Raw genomic sequence first — 17,756 nt, forward strand, 5'->3', positions numbered from 1 at the left:
ACCCCCCCGGCCCCCCGGGTGGGTGCCCCCCGCGCGCCTGTTGCCGGCGGGGGGGGCCCACGACCCGTTTCAGGCAGGTCCGGTCGTGAGGGGCAGCTCGACGAGGAGTGCCCCGACGACCACGAGCAGGGGGATCACGACGACGAACAGGATCCCGACCACGATGCCCACGAGGCTGTCGCCCCCGAGGTCGCCGTCGCTGGCGTCGCCGGGCTCGTAACCCAGCCGTCGGCGGGGTTGCCAGGGGAGCAACCGGCGGCGTACGTCGACGGTGCGCCCGTCGGGTGTCGAGACCTGCATGGCGTCATCCTCGCCGCGGGCGTCCGGCCGCGGGGGTGCTTCGACACTTCCTGGGGTTTCCACCACCACGTGCCTACCGTGGAGGGCGTCCGCTCCATCCGACGACGCACGGAGGTTGCACCATGGGTATCGCCGACAAGGCCAAGAACACCGCGCAGGACCTCGCTGGCAAGGCCAAGGAGGCCCTCGGCGACGCGAAGAACGACGACGAGCTGAAGGCGGAGGGCAAGGCGGACCAGACCAAGGCGTCCGCCAAGCAGGCCGGCGAGAACGTCAAGGACGTCTTCCGCTCCTGACACCGTGCTCCCCGGGGCGGGACACCGGTGGGACGGAGCCATCCGCACGACGGACGGCGCCGAACCACCGGTGTCCCGCCCCGATGCACGTCCGCAGCGACCCGAGGAAGCCCGAGGAACCCCGTGAGCACGAAGAGCACCCTGTCCGACTTCACCGCGACCCGTCTCGACGGCCACGACGAGCCGCTGGCGACGTACGCCGGCAAGGTCGTCCTCGTCGTCAACACCGCCAGCCAGTGCGGGTTCACGCCGCAGCTGGAGGGCCTCGAGGAGCTGTACCGGACGTACGGCGACCAGGGACTGGTCGTCCTCGGCTTCCCGTGCAACCAGTTCAACGGCCAGGAGCCCGGCGACGCCGACGAGATCGGCTCCTTCTGCCAGCGCAACTACGGCGTGACGTTCCCGATGTTCGCCAAGGTCGAGGTGAACGGCCCGGGCGCCCACCCGGTCTACGACTGGCTGCGACACGAGAAGTCCGGCCTGCTCGGCGGCAAGATCAAGTGGAACTTCACCAAGTTCCTCGTCGGCCGCGACGGACGCGTCATCGACCGCTACGCGCCGACGACGAAGCCCGCGAAGATCGCCGGCGACATCGAGAAGGCGCTCGCGGGCTGACGCCTCAGGGCTTGGCCATGAGGCGCTTGGCCCCGGTCGGCCACCACTGGCCGGCCGGCGGGCCTCCGTTGCAGGTGCCGTCGGACTCGCCCGGCCGCTTGACCCAGGCGACGAAGTCGATGCTCTTCGCGTTGACGACCCGCGGGTTCATGCCGAGCCGGGCCGAGGGCGCGTTGCACCATTGGCCGTCGGCCGGAGCACCGCCGCCGTTCCGCGAGGTGTCGACGAGCACCGTCTTGCCGTGGGCGCCGCGGCGTGCGAGCTCGGCGACCACCTGCTGACCGTAGGCCCCCACCGTGTTGGTGCCCTGGTAGTTGCTGACGTTCACCGACACGCCGCGGGCGTAGGCGATGCCGGCCTGGGTCACCCGGTCGGCCATCACGCTGGCCGGCTGCCACGCCGAGTGCCCGGCGTCCAGGTAGACCCACACCCCGGCCGCCTGGAGCTGCTGCGCGGCGTACCGGATCAGCGGCAGCCACTGCTCCTGCCCGGTGCACGAGCCGAGCAGCGCGAGCGCGTCGGGCTCGAGCACGGCGACGGCCCGCGACCCCTTCAGCCCGGCGGCGACCTCCCGGATCCACGAGCGGTACGTCGTCGGGTCGAACCCGCCCGCCGAGTGGTTCCCGCAGTCCCGGCCAGGCAGCGCGTAGATGGCCACGAGCGGGGTCTTCTGGCTCCGTACGCCGTAGTCGCCCCACGACTTCGCCGCGGACCGGGCCTTGCTGACGGGCAGCGCCGAGGTGAACCACCGCGCCTGGGCGACGCCCGCGATGCGCTTGAACGACGGGTCCTTCGCCGCCGCCTTCATCGCGAGGCTCGAGGGGTCGATGAGGAAGCCACGCGTGAGCCGCGGGTCGAGCGCCGCCGGAGCCGGGGCCGCCGCGACCGACGCGGTCACCGGGGTCGCGGCGGCGACGGGCGTGCCGCCGGGGGCCAGCAGGCTGAGGAGCAGGGTGGCGACCGCGACGCCCGCGACCGACCAGGGCGCGCGGCGCAGGGTCATGGGCGGAGCGTACGGCGCGGACCGCCTCCCCGAGGCCTGCTTGGCCGATCCGGCCGGTCGGCGTACGCTCGCGATATATCGCCGACTGTCGATGAGGAGCAGCCATGTGGGACGACGCGGACGACGACGCGGAGCGCGACGAGCAGAAGGGTGAGCGCCGCCGGGGGAGCGGGTCCGACCGCTTCGGCGGCGGCGAGTGGGCCGCGTGGGGTGAGGCGCTGTCCTCGTTCGGGCCGCCGCAGCCGGGTCGCCGCGGACCGCGTCCGGGCCGTGGCCCGGGTCGCGGCGCCGGTCGTCCCGGTGGCCGCCACGGCCAGCCGGTGCCCCCGTGGATGGCGGCGCTGCTCGGCTTCGACGCGCCGACGGAGCGCCCGCGCCCGAGCGGGCCGCGCGTCAGGCGCGGCGACGTGCGTGCGGCGATCCTCGACGTGCTCTCCGAGGAGCCGCGCAACGGCTACCAGGTCATCAACGAGATCGCGGAGCGCTCCCACGGGGAGTGGAAGCCGTCGCCGGGCTCGGTCTACCCGACCATCCAGCAGCTGGAGGACGAGGGCCTCGTCGTCGCCGACGAGCCCCTGGGTCGCCGCACGCTCACGCTGACGGCGGAGGGACGCGCGTACGTCGCGGCCCACGCCGACGAGCTCGCCGCCGTGTGGCGGCCGTTCGCCCCGCCGGAGCCGGACCCGCAGGGTGCGCTGCCCGAGATCGGCCAGGTCATGAGCGCCCTGTGGCAGATCGTCGCGACGGGCACCGACGCGCAGCGCAAGCAGGCGCTGGAGGTGCTGGCCGACGCGCGACGCCGTCTCTACGGGATCCTGGCCGAGGGCGACAAGTGACCGACCTGCGCCTGTCCGACGCGGAGCGCGCCGAGGCGGCGCAGGTGCTCGCCGACCACCACGTCGCCGGGCGGCTGGACGTCGAGGAGCACGAGGAGCGGCTCGCGCGGGTGTGGGCGGCGCGGTACGCCGCGGACCTCCGACCGGTGTTCGACGACCTGCCCGCCCCGCACCCGGTCGCGATCGGGGGCTCGCTCGAGCGGAGGGCCGGCGACGGCGTCGACTGGAACGCGCCGCGGCACGACGTCGTCCGCCGCCGTCCCCCGGGGCAGGTGGCGCGACGGACGTGGACGGTCGGCCTCGGGGTCGTGCTCCTCACCGTCTTCGGCCTGACCGCCGTCGGCGAGGTCGGCGCCGTGCTGGTGCTCCTGCCCCTGGCGGTGGTGTTCGCGTTCCTGTTCGCCCGCCGGATGTCGTGACGACGACGCCCCCGCTCTCCCCGGGTGAGGGGAGGGCGGGGGCGTCGGTGGGTGCCCGTCAGGGTGTGACGGGACCGTGCGGGGGGTCGCTCAGGCGGACTGGACCGCGGAGATGTCGAACTCGAGCTTGACCTTCTCCGAGATGAGCACGCCGCCGGTCTCGAGGGCCGCGTTGTAGGTGAGGCCCCAGTCCTTGCGGTTGATGGTGACGCCGCCCTCGAAGCCGATGCGCACGTTGCCGAACGGGTCGCGGGCCGAGCCGGTCTGCTCGAGCTCGACGGTGACGGGCTTGGTGACGTCCTTGATGGTGAGGTCGCCCGTGATCAGCCAGGTGTCGGCGTCCTCGCGCTCGACCTTGGTCGAGACGAAGGTGATGTTCGGGAACACGTCGGCCTGGAAGAAGTCACCGGTCTGCAGGTGGCCGTCGCGGTCGGCGTTGCCGGTGTCGATGCTGGCGGCCTTGAGGGTGATGTCGACCTTCGAGTTGGCCGGCGTGGCCGTGTCGACGTGCGCCGTGCCCTCGAACTCCTTGAAGGAGCCGCGCACCGTCGTCACCATCGCGTGGCGCACGGAGAAGCCGAAGCGCGTGTGGGTGATGTCGAGGGCGTAGTCGCCGGCGATGTCGTCGAGCAGGGTGGTGGGGGCGTCGAAGTCGGACGCGGTGTCGGTGGTGGCCTTGCGGTTGAAGATGCCCATGGTGCTGTCCTCCGGGGTGGTCGCTGGTGTTCTAGTTGAACATTCAACAGAAACGGTACTCCGGTCCGGTTGAAGCGTCAAGCCTCCGCCGGTGGCGCGTGGGTGAAATGCAGACGGAGCCGCCACCCCGGGTGGGGTGGCGGCTCCGACGTGGAGTGGTGGGTGCGGGGAGCGTCAGGCGGCGGCCGGTCGGGCGACGGCCGACGAGGCCGAGGTCCAGCGAGCCTCCATGCGCGTGCGGCCCTTGATGTCCGTGACCTTGACCCAGGTCATGGCGGGCGCGGAGCGGCGGTCCTGTGCGGCGTTGTGCATGGTGACACCTCCTGTTCATGTTCCGTTCACCAAAAGATAGCCCACCGGTCGGCACTTCGGTAGTCGACGTGACCCGAAACGCGCCGGATCGGGCACGTCCGCCCCACTCGGACCCCGATTTCGGCCCCCGAGGGGGCGATGTCGCTCCACTCGAGCCGGTCGGGCGAGGTGAACGGCGGGCGTCCGGAGATGAACGAAAGGTGAACGAGCCTTCGGCGCAACCGGAAGGGTCCGGGCCGTGGGTCGGGTCGCGAGGGTGGCGGACTGTCGGTGGCCGCGCCTACGGTGCTGGTGGTGCCGCTCGGGCGCCACCCGTCTCGCCATCATTCTCGGGAGGAACACATGGCGATCCACCCCTTCCTGTCCGCCGGCCGATCGTGGGCCAGGCCCGCAGGCCGCCTGCTCGCCGCGGGGGCCGGTCTGGCCCTCGCCGCCACCGCCCTCGGCAGCGGCGCCGCCGTCGCCGACCCGGTGTCCGGCTCGACCGGCGCCGGCCCCGACACCGCCTCCGCCACGCCCGGCGTCTCCGGCTCCACCTCCGTGGGGGCAGCGGTGCCCGCCGGGTCGACGTACGTCGCTCTCGGCGACTCCTACTCGTCCGGCACCGGCACGCGCAGCTATCTCGACGACGGCACGGAGTGCCTGCGCTCCGCGAGCGCCTTCCCCTCGCTCCTGGCCGCAGCGAACGGCTACGCGCTCGACTTCCGGGCGTGCTCGGGCTCCGTCGTCGCGGACGTCCGGGCCAACCAGCTCGGAGCGCTCGGGCCCGACACCGACCTGGTCACGCTCACGATCGGCGGCAACGACGCCGACTTCACCGGCGTCATCACGGAGTGCGCGCTGCCGGCCTGGGCGAGCGACTGCGACGCCGCGATCGACCAGGCGCAGGCGTTCGTGGCCGCGACGCTGCCGTCGCGGCTCTCGGGTCTCTACGCCGAGATCCGGGCTGCGGCGCCGGCCGCGGAGGTCGTCGTCGCGGGTTACCCGCGGCTGTTCATGGGTGAGGACTGCGACGCCCTCACCTTCTTCTCGCCCGAGGAGCAGACGCGCCTCAACGCGACGGCCGACCAGCTCAACAGCCGCACCGCCGCTGCGGCGTCGGCGGCGGGCTTCACCTTCGTGAACCCGACGGGCGCCTTCACCGGCCACGCCGTGTGCGACGACCCCGAGTGGCTCAACGGCCTCTCCAACCCGGTCGTCGAGAGCTACCACCCCAACGTCGCGGGGCACGCCCAGGGCTACACGCCGCTCGTCGGCGCCGCCGTGGGCACCACGGTGACGGTCACCGACGCCGTGGTCGCGGAGGCCGCCTCCCGCTCCGGCGAGCAGGCCGCGCTGCAGGCCGAGCGCGCGCCCCTCGACCGCGGTGTGAGCCCGGCCCAGGTCGACGTGGCGCAGCTCGACCGGGCCCACGACGCCGTCGCGAGGGGTGCCGCGCCCGCCGAGTGACGCACCCCGGGAACCACGGAGGGCACCGGCTCGTTGGAGGAGCCTGAGAGGGGTACGTCGCGGGACAGCCGCGGCGTACCCCGTCCTCTCCCTCTGGCTGAATGAACTGATCGGAGCCCGTCCATGGATGTCTCCCCACTGATCTGGGGTCTCACCATCGTCGTCATCGCAGGCCTGCTGGCCTTCGACTTCTTCTTCCACGTGCGGAAGGCACACATCCCCACGCTGAAGGAAGCGGCGATCTGGTCGGCGATCTACGTCGGGCTCGCGGTCGCGTTCGGCTTCTTCGTGCTGTGGGAGTGGGGTGGGAGGTACGGCGGTGAGTACTACGCCGGCTACATCACGGAGAAGGCGCTCAGCGTCGACAACCTCTTCGTCTTCCTCATCATCATGGCGAGCTTCAAGGTGCCGCGCGAGGACCAGCAGAAGGTGCTGCTCTTCGGCATCGTGTTCGCCCTGTTCGCCCGCAGCGCGTTCATCTTCGTGGGCGCCGCGGCCATCAACAACTTCTCCTGGGTCTTCTACCTCTTCGGCGCGATCCTCATCTACACGGCGTTGTCGCTGTTGAAGGAGGAGGACGAGGAAGAGGGCGAGATCGACAACTTCGTCATCCGCCTCGCCAAGAAGTGGTTCCACACCTCGGACGAGTACGACGGCGACAAGATGTTCACCGTCGTCAACGGCAAGCGCATGCTGACGCCGATGCTGCTCGTGATGATCGCGATCGGCGGCACCGACCTGCTCTTCGCGCTCGACTCGATCCCGGCCATCTTCGGGCTCACGCAGGAGTCCTACATCGTCTTCACGGCGACGGCCTTCTCGCTCATGGGCCTGCGGCAGCTGTTCTTCCTCATCGACGGCCTGCTCGACCGCCTCGTGTTCCTGTCCTACGGCCTGGCGGTCATCCTCGGCTTCATCGGTGTGAAGCTCTTCATCCACGCCCTGCACAAGAACGAGATCCCGTTCATCAACGGCGGCGAGCACGTCACCGTCATCCCCGAGGTCTCGATCGCGGTCTCGCTGAGCGTCATCGTCGGCGTCCTCGCCATCACGGTCATCGCCTCGCTGCTCTCGCCGAAGGGCAAGGCGGAGTCGACGATCAAGGCGGCGAAGGCCAACGCCGAGCACTACCTCGACGGCTCCTACACGCACGACCCGGCCGAGCACGACCGGCTCTACGCCGTGGTGGCCGCCAAGGAGCAGCAGATCGCCGACCTGCCGGAGAAGTTCCAGCCCGACGCGAAGGAGCGGGCCGAGCTCGACGCGCTCTTCGCCCGGGTGCACGAGGCGCACGGCGACGTCTCCCCGGGCGGCAAGACCCTCTGAGGTCCGTCACCCAGCACCGGCGGGGCCGGAGCGACCACCAGGTCGCTCCGGCCCCGTTCCGTTGGCGGCTCCTCTGCGGGACGTCATGCGCCGCGGTCGCCCGGGCCGCCGCCCCGCATGACGTCCCGGGTGGGGTGGGGGGTCAGATCCAGCCGCGGTCGCGGGCGACGCGGGCGGCCTCGACGCGCGTGGACGTGCCGGTCTTGCCGATCGCCGACGACAGGTAGTTGCGCACGGTGCCCGCCGAGAGGTGCACGCGCTCGGCGATCCGCGCGACGGGCACGCCGTCGAGGGCCACACGCAGCACCTCCGCCTCGCGCTCCGTCAGCGGGTTGGCGCCGCCGGCCAGCGACTCCCCCGCCAGGAGGGGGTCGACGACGCGCAGGCCGGCGTGCACGCGCCGTACGGCCTCCGCGAGCTCGCCCGCCGGGGTGTCCTTGACGACGAAGCCGGCAGCCCCCGACTCGAGCGCACGCCGCAGGTACCCGGGGCGCCCGAAGGTGGTGACCATGAGGGAGCGGGCGGAGGGTACGGCGCGGGCGAGCTCCGCCGCGGCCGCGATGCCGTCCGGGACGGCCGTGCTGCCCGGCATCTCGATGTCGAGCAGGCAGACGTGGGCCGCGCTGCGCTCCGCGGCGGCGACCACGTCGTCGGCCCGCCCGACCTGGGCGACGACCTCGAGGTCGGGCTCCAGGTCGAGGAGCGCGGCCAGCGCGCCCCGCACGAGCGCCTGGTCGTCGGCGAGGAGGATGCGGATGGTGCTCACCAGGTGACCTCCAGTCGTGTCCCGCCCTCGGGCCCGCTGGTGACCGTGAGGGTGCCTCCGGCGGCGCGGACGCGCTCGCCGATGCCGCGCAGCCCGTTGCCGGGCTGGTGGACCCCACCCCGGCCGTCGTCGCTGACGGCGAGGCGGGCGTCGCCGAGCTCGACCGTGCAGCGGGAGGCGCCGCTGTGCCGCACCACGTTGGTCACGGCCTCGCGGAGCACCCAGGCGACGACGATGCGGCGGCGCGGGTCGACGACGTCGGGGTCGCTCGGCACGTCCGCCACGATGTCCGCGGCGGTCAGCGCCTCCCGGGCGGAGGCCAGCTCGTCGCCGAGCCGGGCGACCCGGAGGCCGGACACGGTGGCCCGCACCTCGCCGAGCGCCTCCCGGCTGAGCGACCGGATCGACGCGATCTCGGCCTTCGCCCGCTCGGGGTCGAGGTCGACGAGCCGCTCCGCGAGCTCCGCCTTGGCGACGACGACGGTGAGGCTGTGGCCCAGCACGTCGTGGACGTCGCGGGCCACCCGCTCCCGCTCGGCGACGAGGGCGATCTCCTCGCCCACCTCGCGCAGCATGTCCCGGCGGTCCTCCAGCACCCGGGCGACCACCATCGTGACGATGGTCGCGACGAGCACCGGCAGGAAGAAGGCGCCGCCGGAGAACGCCTCGACGAGACCGGCGAGCACGGCCGTCGCGACGACCAGCACGCCGACCACCACGGAGGCGATGCGCAGCGGGGCGAGGAACAGGGCGTACGCCGACGTGTAGATGAAGAACCCCATCGACGAGATGCCCTGGAGGGCGACCGAGGCGGCGCTCAACGCGACGAGCGCGACGAGCCCCGCGACGGGCCACCAGGACGGCAGGCGGGCCTGCATCCAGCCCAGGTCGGCGATGACGAACCCGTGGACGTAGACGGCGACGAACAGCACGAGCACCGTCCACCCGACGACCTGCTGGGCCAGGGGCCGCGGCGTCTGGAGCAGGTCCAGCGCCGGGAAGAGCATGAAGACCAGCCAGATGCAGGCCATCGCCCAGCCCCAGCGGACACCGGGGTCCGCCGGGGCGGTGCTCCGCGCCGTACCGGCGGGGTGGTCGGTCGTCGAGCTCACTGGCGCGCACGCCCCCGGCGCACCAGGAGCACCGCGACGACGCCGAGCACCGCGCACCAGACGCCCAGGTTGAGCAGGGGGACCCACAGCGGGTCGGTGCCGAGGTCGGAACCGTCGTTCGAGATGAGGCGGCCCTCCGTGACGGGGTAGCGGGCGAGCGTGGCGTACCCGTAGAGCGGCGTGAACTTCGCGATCGTCAGCAGCGTGCCGCTCAGGGGGACGAAGACGTTGCCCAGGAACGCGAGGATCACGACCATACCGCTCGCCGCGCTCACGGCGGCCTCGCTGCGGAAGGCCAGACCGGCGCAGAGACCGAACAGGGCGAAGACCACCGAGCCGATGGCGATCGCGAGCAGGCTCAGCGCCCAGGCGGCCGCGGTGCCCGAGGCGCCGGTGAGCGCACCGAGGACGGAGATGAGGGCCACCGGGAGCAGGGCGACGAGCACCGCGAGGGTGGCCTTCACGACGACGAAGCCGAGGTCGGGCAGCGGCGTGAGGCCCAGCTGGCGGCCCCACCCCTGCATGCGCTCGACGGCGGCGGTGCCGCCGACGCCGACGGTGGCGGTCACCGCGCCGTACGCCGCCATCGACAACATGATGTAGAGCGCCACGTTGCCGTTGCCGACCGACGCCTGCGAGCCGTCCTGGGTGGCGCCGAAGACGATGTAGAGGAACGCCGGCAGCGCGACGATGAAGAAGAGGCTCGCGCGGTCGCGGACGAAGCGTCGGACCTCGAGGCCGAGGTAGGTGGTGTTCATCGGGACTCCTCCTGCGGGGCGGACGCGTCGGTGGGGGCGCTGGTGGGGGCGCTGGTGAGCGCGACGAAGGCGTCGTCGAGGGAGCCGGTCACGACCTCGAGGTCGTGGGCGCCGACGTCGACGAGGAGCACGCGGGCCACCGCGTCGGAGTCGGTGGCGACCACGGCGACGCGGCCCGAGTCGTCGGCCGTGACGCTGGCGGCACCGGGGTGACGACGCAGGGCGACGAGCGTCTGGTGCCGCTCCTCGAAGGAGAGCGTCTCCGGGAGGGTGGCACGCACCGTGCGGCCCGACGCCCGCGAGCGGATCTCGGCGGTCGTGCCGTCGGCGATGACCAGGCCGTCGGCCACGACCACGATGCGGTCGGCGAACTGGTCCGCCTCCTCCAGGTAGTGCGTCGCGAACACGACCGTGCGGCCGCGCGCGGCCTCGGCGTGCATCGTCGCCCAGAAGTCGCGGCGGGCGGTGACGTCCATGCCGGCGGTCGGCTCGTCGAGCACGAGCAGGTCGGGCTCGGGCAGCAGGGCCAGCGCGAACCGCAGGCGCTGCTGCTCGCCGCCCGAGCACTTCGAGACGAGGCGGGACGCCAGGTCGGTGAGGCCGGCGCGCGCGAGCACGTCGTCGACGGGCGCGGGGTGCCGGTACGTCGACGCGATCAGCCGCACCGTCTCCGCGACCGTGAGGTCGTGGAGCAGGCCGCCGGTCTGCAGCACCGCGGAGACGCGGGCCGTCGCGATCGCCCGCCGGGGGGCGAGGCCGAAGACCTCGACGCTGCCGCTCGTCGGGTCGGTGAGGCCGAGGAGCATGTCGAGCGTCGTCGTCTTGCCCGCGCCGTTGGGCCCGAGGACGGCCACCACCTCGCCGGGCTGGATCGTCAGGTCGATGCCGCGGACGGCCGTCACCTCGCCGGCGCGGGTGCGGAACGTCTTGGTGAGCGACCGCAGCGCGACCGCGGGGCCGTCGCTCGGCCGGGCCGCGGTGGGCCCGCTGGGGTGGGTCGTGGTCATGGCCCGAGCCTGCCGCGACGGACCGGTCCCGCGCCGTGCCCGCCTGTCACGACCCTCCCGTGACACCTGTCATGCGAGTGCTGGTGCGCGGTGGCACGCTGGCTCCATGAGCGCACTCCCGGACGGCATCCTGACCCCGCAGCTCTACGTCGGCGGCACCTGGCGCGACGCCGACGAGGGCGAGACCTTCGACGTGCTCGACCCGGCCGACGAGTCGGTGCTGGCGACCGTCGCCGACGGCACCGCCGACGACGCCGTCGCCGCCCTCGACGCCGCGGTCGCGGCCCAGCGGGACTGGGCGCGGACCCCGCCGCGGGAGCGCAGCGAGATCCTGCGCGCGGCGTACGAGCGGATCGTCGAGCGCACCGACGACTTCGCCCGGCTGATCAGCCTCGAGATGGGCAAGCCGCTCAAGGAGGCGGCGGGCGAGGTGGCGTACGGCGCAGAGTTCCTGCGCTGGTTCGCCGAGGAGGCCGTGCGGATCCACGGCCGGTGGATGGACGCGCCCGCCGGCGGGTCCCGGCTGCTGACCGTGAAGAAGCCGGTCGGCCCCTGCCTGCTCATCACGCCGTGGAACTTCCCCATCGCCATGGCGACCCGCAAGATCGGCCCCGCCATCGCCGCGGGCTGCACGATGGTCGTCAAGCCGGCCGCCCTCACGCCGCTGACCACGCTCGCCGTGGCGCAGGTGTTCGAGGAGGTCGGCCTGCCCGCCGGGGTGCTCAACGTCGTGACGTCGACGCGGTCGGGCGAGGTCTCGTCGATCCTCATGGCCGACGAGCGGCTGCGGAAGGTGTCGTTCACGGGCTCGACGCCCGTCGGGAAGAAGCTGGTCGAGCAGTCGAGCGAGCAGCTGCAGCGGCTGTCCATGGAGCTGGGCGGCAACGCGCCCTTCATCGTCTTCGAGGACGCCGACGTCGACGCCGCCGTCGAGGGGGCCGTGCTCGCGAAGATGCGCAACATGGGCGAGGCGTGCACGGCGGCCAACCGGTTCCTCGTGCACGAGTCGGTGGCGGACGCGTTCTCCACGGCACTCGCGGAGCGGATGGGGGCGATGCGGGTGGGCCGCGGGCAGGACGACGGCGTCGAGGTCGGTCCGCTCGTGCAGGCCAAGGCCGTCGAGGAGATCGACCAGCTCGTCACCGACGCCGTCCACGACGGCGCCCGCGTGCTCACCGGCGGCACCGTGCCCGACGGGCCCGGCTACTTCTACCCGCCCACCGTGCTGACCGACGTCCCCCACGAGGCCGCGATCGCGACCACCGAGATCTTCGGGCCCGTCGCGCCCATCTCCACCTTCACCACCGAGGACGAGGCCGTCGAGCGGGCGAACGCGACGGAGTACGGCCTCGCCTCCTACGTGTTCACCCGCGACATCGAGCGGACGATCCGGATGGCCGAGCGGCTCGACTACGGGATGGTCGGGATCAACACCGGGCTGCTGTCCAACCCCGCCGCGCCGTTCGGTGGCGTGAAGCAGTCCGGCTTCGGGCGCGAGGGTGGGTTCGAGGGCATCGAGGAGTACCTCGAGACCACGTACGTCGGGATCGCCGTGGGGGGCTGAGGTCGGTCCCTCAGCCAGCCCCGAGGGCGGCCATGTCGTCGGCGAGCAGGTCGGCGGCGGTGGCGGCGCCGGCCATCTGGCCCGCCGCCATCGCCGCGATCACCGACGGCATCGGCATCGGGAACGACGGACGGTGGGCCAGGTCGCCGCCGGCGAACACGCCCGGCAGGCTCGTGCGCCCCATGTCGTCGATCTCGACGCATCCGGACGGCAGCAGGGTGAGCCCCAGCTGCTCCGCGAAGGGCGCGGCCTGGTGGAACGTCGGCGTCACCAGCACGCCGATGGCGTCGATCGCCTCGCCGTCGGAGAGCAGGACGCGCGCGCCCTCGCCGTACCGCTCGAAGCGCTCGACCTTCGCCTCCACGACCGTCGCGCCGAGTGCCTCGAGCTGGGCCCGCACCTCGGGCTCGACCGGCTGGCCGTCGGCCAGCACCGAGATGCGACCCGCGATGCGGCGCATGAGGGCGGTGCCGTGCACCTGGGGTGCGCCGGCGCCCAGGACCACGAGGTGGCCGTCGCGGAACTCGTGTCCGTGGCAGAACGGGCACTGCGCGGCGACGGTGCCCCAGAGCTCGTCGAGCCCCTCCTTCGCGGGCAGCTCGTCGCGGAGGCCGGTGGCCAGCACGACCCGGCGGGCCCGCACGGTCGTCCCGTCGCCGAGGGTGGCGGTGAACCCGGTCGCCACGTCGCCGGCGATCGACTCGACGCCGGTCTCGCGCAGCTCGACGTCGTAGTCGGCCAGCTGCTCCCGGGCCTGCGCCCGGAACTCGACCGGCGGGCGGCCGTCGTGCGTGAGGACGTTGTGCATGTGCTCGACGGTGGCGTTGCGGTAGCGGCCGGAGTCGACGAGCGTCACCGACCGGTGGATGCGGCCCAGGGTGAGGGCCGCCTGGAGGCCGGCGGGACCGCCGCCGACGACGAGGGCGTCACGGATCTCGGACATGGGGTGCTCCTTCGCGGGTGATGGATGCTTGCGCTGGTCACCAGCGTGTGACTTCATGTTGGGATGAAGTCAAGCGAGTGGAGCATCGGGGCTGCGGCGAGCCGGTTCGGGCTCGAGACGCACGTGCTGCGGCACTGGGAGGACGAAGGTCTCCTCGAGCCGGGGCGCGACGGTGCCGGACGGCGGCGCTACGTCGAGCGCGACATCGTGCGGATCGCGGCCATCGTGCGCAACAAGGCCGCCGGGATGACGCTGGAGCAGATCCGGATCCTGCTCGACAGCGAGGCCGAGGGGCGGCGCGAGGTGCTGCAGGCCCACCTCGACGACATCGCCGAGCGGGTGCGGTCGATGGAGCTGTGGCGCGAGATGACCGAGCACGCGCTGGCCTGCCGGGCGCACGACGTCACCAACTGCCCCCGTTACAAGGGATTCCTCGCCGACCTCCTCGACGAGTCGCGCCCGCGGCCGCCGCTCCCGGCGGAGGCGAGCTGGGAGGGAGCGGTACGGCGCGCGCGAGCCGCCGTCGACTGAGAACCACCGCGGGACGTCATGCGAGGTGGTCGCGGGGGCGACCGGTTCGCATGACGTCCCGGGGTGGGGTCGGGCGGGAGGGCCCTGGGGGATCAGGCGGTGGGCTGCTCCGCGGTGCTGTCGGAGGCATCCGCGCCGGAACCGAGGCCGATCTTCTCGGTCGCGGAGCCGACCGACCGCTTGATGAGGGCGTCGAGGTCGAGGCCGGTCGACGTCTTCAGCATGTCGAGCGTCTGCACGAGGTTGTTCGTGACCTGCTTCGGGATCGCGCCCGCGCCGTCGGTGGAGACGACGGTGAGCTTGTCGATCGCGGAGATCGGGGCCGCGACCTCCTTGGCGATCTGGGGCAGGACCTCGATGAGCATCTGCAGCACCGCGGCGTCGTTGTAGTGCGCGAACGCCTCGGCGCGCTTGTCCATCGCCTCCGCCTCCGCCTGACCGACGGCGAGCACGGCGGCAGCCTGGGCCTCGCCCTCGGCACGGACGGCGTCGGCCTCGGCGACACGGCGGGCGCGCTCGGCGGCACCACGGCGCTCACCCTCGATGGCCTCGGCCTCGGCCAGCGCGGAACGACGGGCCTTCTCGGCCTCACCGTTGAGGCGGGCCTCCTGGGCCTTGGCCTCCGCGGCCGCGATCGTCGAGGCCTTGCGGGCCTCGGCGGCGGCGATCTCGGCGGAGCGCTTGGCCTCGGCGTCCTGCTCCACGCGGTAGCGCTCGGCGTCGGCCGGCTTGCGCACCTTCGTCTCGAGCTCGCGCTCGGTCAGCGCCGCCTGGCGCACGGCGACCTTCTCCTGCTCGAGCAGGATCGCCTGGTCCTGGTCGGCCTGCGCGAGCGGGCCGGCCGCAGCGGCACGAGCCTGGGCGGCGTCGGTCTCGACCCGGATCTCGGCCTGCTTCAGCGCGAGGGCGCGCTGCGAGATCGCGATCTCCTCCTCGGCGGCGATGCGGGCCTGCTCGGCGGCCTGCCGCGCGTTGGCCTCCGCGATCGACGCCTCCTGCTGGATGCGCGCCGCCTCGGGCCGGCCGAGGTCGGCCAGGTAGGACCCGTCGTCGGTGACGTCCTGGATCTGGAACGTGTCGAGGATGAGGCCCTGGCCGGTCAGCGAGTTCTCCGACTCGTCGGCCACACGCTGCGCGAACGCCGCACGGTCGCGGATGATCTGCTCGACCGTCAGGCCGCCGACGATGGAGCGCAGCGCACCGGCGAGCACCTCCTGCGTGAACGGCTCGATGTCGCCCTGCTGGGAGAGGAACCGCTGCGCGGCGAGACGGATCTGGTCGGCGTTGCCACCCACCTTGACGATGGCGACGCCCTCGACGTTGAGCTTGATGCCCTGGCCGGAGACCGCGCCGCGGATCTGCACCGAGATGCGGCGCGACGACAGGTCGAGGTTGCCGAGCTTCTGGACGAACGGGATGACGAACGTGCCGCCACCCATGACGACCTTCTGGCCCGAGAGGTCGGTGGTGAGCTCACCCGTCTCCGGGTTGACCACCGCCTTGCCCTTGCGGCCCGTGACGATGAACGCCTCGTTGGGGCCGGCGACCTTGTAGCGGCTGGTGATGAGCAGCACCAGCAGCACGAAGAGGACGACGAATCCGATGATCGATGTCAGTACCGGGTCCATGTACATGGGCCTTTCGGTCGTGGATGTGCAGGTCGTGCGGGGGTCAGGGGAGGACGTCGTACGTCGCGGCGACCGTCACCGCGGTCGGTGAGAGCACGCCGGTGACGTGCACCTCGGTGCCTGCGGGGAGCGCGCGCTCGGCCTGGGCGTTGAAGCGGAAGGTGTGGCCGCCGCGCCGGACGGTGATCGCGCCGTACCCGCCGTCGGGGATCGCGGACACCACCTGGGCGTCCCAGCCGACCACGTCGCGGGTCGTGGGGGTCTCGTCGGTGGCGCCCGAGCGGACGAGCCGGGTCAGCCAGGCGCTGAACCAGCCGACGAGCAGACCGGCGCCCGCACCGATGCCCGTGGCCACGAGCTGGGGAGCACCGGCGCCCTGCGCGATCGCGCCGCCGAAGCCGAGGGCGGAGACGAAACCGCCGAGCGCGGCCGTGGAGAACCAGTCGCCCGCGAGGCCGTCGAAGTCGAGGATGCCGTCGAGGACGAGGGAGAGCAGGAGCACGCCGACGCCGCAGAGTCCGATGATCACGAAGGGGGTCACGGGCAGCACGTCTCCTCGGGGCAAGGGGGCGGTGCACCTGGTCCTACCCCCGCCTCCACCCTCGCACACCTCCGCCGCCGGCGTCGGGCCGCGTCCCCAGGGTGGGGAAGAGCACCCGGAACTGTCGCCCGGGCGTGGCAGTCTGGACGTCATGTCGAGCGCACATCCCCAGGGCACGCCCGGACCCCCGACCACGATCGTGCTGTTCGGCGCGACCGGCGACCTCGCGCGGCGCAAGCTGCTGCCCGGGATGCTGCACCTGCTGCGCTCCGGCCTGCTGCCCCGGGTGCAGATCGTCGGGACGTCGCTGGAGGAGCACACGCGCGACTCCTTCGTCGAGTTCGCCCACCGGGCCATCCGGGAGTTCTCCCCCGACACCACCGAGGCCGAGTGGAAGGACTTCGCCCAGCGCCTCTTCTGGGCGCCCGGGGGCACGGCGGAGTCGCTGCGCGCCGCCGTCGAGGAGGCCGAGGGCGAGTGCGAGGGCCCGCAGCGGCGGTTGCACTACCTCTCGGTGCCGCCGCGGGCCGCGCTGGCCGTGATCCACACCCTGCGGGACGCGGACCTGGTCGAGGGCTCGCGCGTCATCATGGAAAAGCCGTTCGGCACCGACCTCGAGAGCGCGAAGCAGCTCAACGCGGCCGTGCACGCCGTCTTCGACGAGTCCCAGGTCTTCCGCATCGACCACTTCCTCGGCAAGGAGGCGGCGCTCAACATCCTGGCGTTCCGCTTCGCCAACGGCCTGTTCGAGCCCGTGTGGAACCGCAACATGATCGACCACGTGCAGATCGACGTTCCGGAGAAGCTGGGCCTCGAGCAGCGTGCGTCGTTCTACGAGTCGACGGGCGCCTACCGCGACATGGTGGTCACCCACCTCTTCCAGGTGCTCGCGTTCACGGCCATGGAGGCCCCGACCGCGCTCGACCCGCAGTCGATCACCGAGGAGAAGTTCAAGGTCTTCCGGTCGATGCTGCCGATCCACCCGGAGGACGTCGTCCGGGGGCAGTACCTGGGCTACCGCGAGGAGCCCGGCGTCGACCCGGAGTCGGAGACGGAGACCTTCATCGCGCTGCGCTGCTTCGTCGACAACTGGCGCTGGGCGGGCGTCCCGTTCTACCTGCGCACCGGCAAGAAGCTCGCCGAGGGCCAGCGGATCATCTCCGTCGCGTTCAAGGAGCCGCCCAAGTCGATGTTCCCCGAGGGCTCGGGCATCGGCCAGCACGGTCCCGACCACCTGACCTTCGACCTGGCGGACCAGGCCCGGGTGTCGCTGTCCTTCTACGGCAAGCGGCCCGGTCCCGGCTTCCGGCTCGACAAGGTGTCGATGCAGTTCTCGGTGGAGGACACGACCTGGGCCGGCTCCGTGCTCGAGGCCTACGAGCGGCTCATCCTCGAGGCGACCAAGGGCAACCACACGCTGTTCACGACGGCCGAGGGCGTCGAGCGCCTCTGGGAGATCTCGACGCCGTTGCTGGAGGACCCGCCGCCGGTGCGGCCCTACGAGCCCGGCACGTGGGGTCCGAACCAGATCCACCAGCTCATCGCGCCGCGCGCCTGGCGGCTGCCGTTCGAGCGGAAGTGGCGGGAGCGCACGACGCGCGACGACGCGTGAACGACCGGTGTCGGGGGCTCGGCGGGGATTGAACCGTCCGGG

At 72.5% G+C, this 17,756-nt stretch carries 20 protein-coding genes; 9 read left to right on the top strand and 11 right to left on the bottom strand.

Features of this window, described 5'->3' with window-relative positions:
• Positions 1 to 69: 69 nt before the first annotated feature.
• Positions 70 to 300, bottom strand: a complete 231-nt coding sequence (locus G3T38_RS07735) for a hypothetical protein (protein WP_163771600.1) — start codon at positions 298 to 300, stop codon at positions 70 to 72.
• 122 nt (positions 301 to 422) lie between these two features.
• On the opposite strand from G3T38_RS07735, the gene G3T38_RS07740 reads away from it, so the two are divergent.
• Positions 423 to 596, top strand: coding sequence for a CsbD family protein (locus tag G3T38_RS07740; RefSeq protein ID WP_163771602.1), 174 nt, complete (start codon positions 423 to 425; stop codon positions 594 to 596).
• A 123-nt stretch (positions 597 to 719) separates the two neighbouring features.
• Positions 720 to 1,211, top strand: coding sequence for a glutathione peroxidase (locus G3T38_RS07745; protein WP_163771604.1), 492 nt, complete (start codon positions 720 to 722; stop codon positions 1,209 to 1,211).
• Positions 1,212 to 1,215: 4 nt separating this feature from the next.
• Here the strand turns inward: G3T38_RS07745 and G3T38_RS07750 are convergent, their stop codons facing one another.
• Positions 1,216 to 2,214 (bottom strand): glycoside hydrolase family 6 protein, encoded by a 999-nt coding sequence (locus G3T38_RS07750; protein ID WP_163771606.1) that lies wholly within the window; start codon positions 2,212 to 2,214, stop codon positions 1,216 to 1,218.
• Positions 2,215 to 2,318: 104 nt separating this feature from the next.
• Between G3T38_RS07750 and G3T38_RS07755 the strand changes: the two genes are divergently transcribed.
• Positions 2,319 to 3,050 (top strand): PadR family transcriptional regulator, encoded by a 732-nt coding sequence (locus tag G3T38_RS07755; RefSeq protein WP_163771609.1) that lies wholly within the window; start codon positions 2,319 to 2,321, stop codon positions 3,048 to 3,050.
• Positions 3,047 to 3,469, top strand: coding sequence for a DUF1707 domain-containing protein (locus tag G3T38_RS07760; RefSeq protein ID WP_163771611.1), 423 nt, complete (start codon positions 3,047 to 3,049; stop codon positions 3,467 to 3,469). Before G3T38_RS07755 ends, G3T38_RS07760 begins: the two co-directional genes overlap by 4 nt.
• Before the next feature lie 90 nt (positions 3,470 to 3,559).
• On the opposite strand, the gene G3T38_RS07765 is transcribed toward G3T38_RS07760, so the two are convergent.
• Complete coding sequence (locus G3T38_RS07765; RefSeq protein WP_163771613.1) at positions 3,560 to 4,165, bottom strand: YceI family protein; 606 nt, start codon at positions 4,163 to 4,165, stop codon at positions 3,560 to 3,562.
• Between the two features lie 174 nt (positions 4,166 to 4,339).
• Positions 4,340 to 4,477: a hypothetical protein gene (locus tag G3T38_RS07770; protein WP_163771615.1), complete on the bottom strand. Its 138-nt coding sequence runs from the start codon at positions 4,475 to 4,477 to the stop codon at positions 4,340 to 4,342.
• Positions 4,478 to 4,819: 342 nt separating this feature from the next.
• Here G3T38_RS07770 and G3T38_RS07775 point away from each other — a divergent pair, with 342 nt between their 5' ends.
• Complete coding sequence (locus G3T38_RS07775; protein ID WP_163771617.1) at positions 4,820 to 5,926, top strand: SGNH/GDSL hydrolase family protein; 1,107 nt, start codon at positions 4,820 to 4,822, stop codon at positions 5,924 to 5,926.
• A gap of 123 nt (positions 5,927 to 6,049) precedes the next feature.
• Positions 6,050 to 7,252, top strand: a complete 1,203-nt coding sequence (locus tag G3T38_RS07780; protein ID WP_163771618.1) for a TerC family protein — start codon at positions 6,050 to 6,052, stop codon at positions 7,250 to 7,252.
• Positions 7,253 to 7,394: 142 nt separating this feature from the next.
• Here the strand turns inward: G3T38_RS07780 and G3T38_RS07785 are convergent, their stop codons facing one another.
• The 4 genes from G3T38_RS07785 to G3T38_RS07800 are packed head-to-tail and all read right to left on the bottom strand — an operon-like array spanning position 7,395 to position 10,895.
• A complete protein-coding gene (locus G3T38_RS07785; protein WP_163771790.1) occupies positions 7,395 to 8,021 on the bottom strand; it encodes a response regulator transcription factor in 627 nt (208 codons plus the stop codon).
• Entirely contained in the window at positions 8,015 to 9,130 is a 1,116-nt protein-coding gene (locus G3T38_RS22565) for a histidine kinase (RefSeq protein WP_163771620.1), read from the bottom strand. The genes G3T38_RS07785 and G3T38_RS22565 overlap by 7 nt, the downstream gene beginning before the upstream one ends.
• A complete protein-coding gene (locus tag G3T38_RS07795; RefSeq protein ID WP_163771622.1) occupies positions 9,127 to 9,888 on the bottom strand; it encodes an ABC transporter permease in 762 nt (253 codons plus the stop codon). The genes G3T38_RS22565 and G3T38_RS07795 overlap by 4 nt, the downstream gene beginning before the upstream one ends.
• Positions 9,885 to 10,895, bottom strand: coding sequence for an ABC transporter ATP-binding protein (locus tag G3T38_RS07800; RefSeq protein WP_163771624.1), 1,011 nt, complete (start codon positions 10,893 to 10,895; stop codon positions 9,885 to 9,887). Before G3T38_RS07800 ends, G3T38_RS07795 begins: the two co-directional genes overlap by 4 nt.
• Positions 10,896 to 11,001: 106 nt before the next feature.
• On the opposite strand from G3T38_RS07800, the gene G3T38_RS07805 reads away from it, so the two are divergent.
• Positions 11,002 to 12,459, top strand: a complete 1,458-nt coding sequence (locus G3T38_RS07805) for an NAD-dependent succinate-semialdehyde dehydrogenase (RefSeq protein ID WP_163771626.1) — start codon at positions 11,002 to 11,004, stop codon at positions 12,457 to 12,459.
• A gap of 10 nt (positions 12,460 to 12,469) precedes the next feature.
• On the opposite strand, the gene G3T38_RS07810 is transcribed toward G3T38_RS07805, so the two are convergent.
• Positions 12,470 to 13,402: an NAD(P)/FAD-dependent oxidoreductase gene (locus G3T38_RS07810; protein WP_163771627.1), complete on the bottom strand. Its 933-nt coding sequence runs from the start codon at positions 13,400 to 13,402 to the stop codon at positions 12,470 to 12,472.
• A 63-nt stretch (positions 13,403 to 13,465) separates the two neighbouring features.
• On the opposite strand from G3T38_RS07810, the gene G3T38_RS07815 reads away from it, so the two are divergent.
• Positions 13,466 to 13,933 carry a MerR family transcriptional regulator gene (locus G3T38_RS07815; RefSeq protein WP_163771628.1) on the top strand — a complete coding sequence of 156 codons (468 nt, stop codon included), beginning with the start codon at positions 13,466 to 13,468 and terminating at the stop codon, positions 13,931 to 13,933.
• 92 nt (positions 13,934 to 14,025) lie between these two features.
• On the opposite strand, the gene G3T38_RS07820 is transcribed toward G3T38_RS07815, so the two are convergent.
• Positions 14,026 to 15,561, bottom strand: coding sequence for a flotillin family protein (locus G3T38_RS07820; protein ID WP_174267731.1), 1,536 nt, complete (start codon positions 15,559 to 15,561; stop codon positions 14,026 to 14,028).
• A gap of 43 nt (positions 15,562 to 15,604) precedes the next feature.
• On the bottom strand, positions 15,605 to 16,102 hold the full coding sequence (locus G3T38_RS07825) for an NfeD family protein (protein ID WP_163771630.1): 498 nt from the start codon (positions 16,100 to 16,102) through the stop codon (positions 15,605 to 15,607).
• Positions 16,103 to 16,253: 151 nt separating this feature from the next.
• Here G3T38_RS07825 and zwf point away from each other — a divergent pair, with 151 nt between their 5' ends.
• On the top strand, positions 16,254 to 17,714 hold the full coding sequence (zwf, locus tag G3T38_RS07830) for a glucose-6-phosphate dehydrogenase (protein ID WP_163771631.1): 1,461 nt from the start codon (positions 16,254 to 16,256) through the stop codon (positions 17,712 to 17,714).
• Positions 17,715 to 17,756: the final 42 nt, after the last annotated feature.

The sequence above is a fragment of the Nocardioides zeae genome, assembly GCF_010686755.1.
Taxonomy (GTDB): domain Bacteria; phylum Actinomycetota; class Actinomycetes; order Propionibacteriales; family Nocardioidaceae; genus Nocardioides; species Nocardioides zeae.

What these genes read in the sequence shown, in the direction of transcription:
- G3T38_RS07775 (WP_163771617.1), top strand. Translation starts at nt 4,820, where the DNA reads ATGGCGATCCACCCCTTCCTGTCCGCCGGCCGATCGTGGGCCAGGCCC.
- G3T38_RS07755 (WP_163771609.1), top strand. Translation starts at nt 2,319, where the DNA reads ATGTGGGACGACGCGGACGACGACGCGGAGCGCGACGAGCAGAAGGGT.
- G3T38_RS07820 (WP_174267731.1), bottom strand. Translation starts at nt 15,561, where the DNA reads ATGGACCCGGTACTGACATCGATCATCGGATTCGTCGTCCTCTTCGTG.
- G3T38_RS07805 (WP_163771626.1), top strand. Translation starts at nt 11,002, where the DNA reads ATGAGCGCACTCCCGGACGGCATCCTGACCCCGCAGCTCTACGTCGGC.
- G3T38_RS07795 (WP_163771622.1), bottom strand. Translation starts at nt 9,888, where the DNA reads ATGAACACCACCTACCTCGGCCTCGAGGTCCGACGCTTCGTCCGCGAC.
- G3T38_RS07770 (WP_163771615.1), bottom strand. Translation starts at nt 4,477, where the DNA reads ATGCACAACGCCGCACAGGACCGCCGCTCCGCGCCCGCCATGACCTGG.
- G3T38_RS07740 (WP_163771602.1), top strand. Translation starts at nt 423, where the DNA reads ATGGGTATCGCCGACAAGGCCAAGAACACCGCGCAGGACCTCGCTGGC.
- G3T38_RS07765 (WP_163771613.1), bottom strand. Translation starts at nt 4,165, where the DNA reads ATGGGCATCTTCAACCGCAAGGCCACCACCGACACCGCGTCCGACTTC.
- zwf (WP_163771631.1), top strand. Translation starts at nt 16,254, where the DNA reads ATGTCGAGCGCACATCCCCAGGGCACGCCCGGACCCCCGACCACGATC.
- G3T38_RS07780 (WP_163771618.1), top strand. Translation starts at nt 6,050, where the DNA reads ATGGATGTCTCCCCACTGATCTGGGGTCTCACCATCGTCGTCATCGCA.
- G3T38_RS07810 (WP_163771627.1), bottom strand. Translation starts at nt 13,402, where the DNA reads ATGTCCGAGATCCGTGACGCCCTCGTCGTCGGCGGCGGTCCCGCCGGC.
- G3T38_RS07800 (WP_163771624.1), bottom strand. Translation starts at nt 10,895, where the DNA reads ATGACCACGACCCACCCCAGCGGGCCCACCGCGGCCCGGCCGAGCGAC.
- G3T38_RS07750 (WP_163771606.1), bottom strand. Translation starts at nt 2,214, where the DNA reads ATGACCCTGCGCCGCGCGCCCTGGTCGGTCGCGGGCGTCGCGGTCGCC.
- G3T38_RS07735 (WP_163771600.1), bottom strand. Translation starts at nt 300, where the DNA reads ATGCAGGTCTCGACACCCGACGGGCGCACCGTCGACGTACGCCGCCGG.
- G3T38_RS07815 (WP_163771628.1), top strand. Translation starts at nt 13,466, where the DNA reads ATGAAGTCAAGCGAGTGGAGCATCGGGGCTGCGGCGAGCCGGTTCGGG.